The following is a 345-nucleotide window of genomic DNA, read 5'->3' as shown; positions in this document are numbered from 1 at the left end:
CCTTTCGGTGATGGTTTGAGCTCCGGTAAATAGCTGAAGAAATAGGCGTCCATGTTCTGCCGCAGGTGGTAGGTGTTGCCGTGTGAGATGTGGCCCGTCCAGCTCGCGGAGGATTGCACGACGCTGTCGAGGGTGATCTTGCCGGAGTCCACCAGAGTGCGGAACTTGCGGATCTTGCGCTTCATGTTGTCGATGCTCTTGGCCCGCACTTTCCTCACGACCTTGCCGGTATGTGTGAGGTATGTGTGGAAGCCGAGGAAGTCGATGCCGTTCTTCAGCGGGAGGATCTGCGTCTTGCCGGTCAGCCGAAGGCCGAGCGGATTGATGTACGCCTCGATCTCCTTG

Annotated in this window: 1 pseudogene; it reads right to left on the bottom strand. The window is 58.0% G+C overall.

The annotated features are described in order from the left end of the window. Positions 1–345 (bottom strand): annotated as a pseudogene (locus P0G09_RS16190) (reverse transcriptase); the annotation flags it as partial.

This window comes from Faecalibacterium sp. DFI.5.82 (genome assembly GCF_029076575.1).
Classification (GTDB): domain Bacteria; phylum Bacillota; class Clostridia; order Oscillospirales; family Ruminococcaceae; genus Faecalibacterium; species Faecalibacterium duncaniae.
This window is presented reverse-complemented; position numbering and strand designations above follow the sequence as displayed.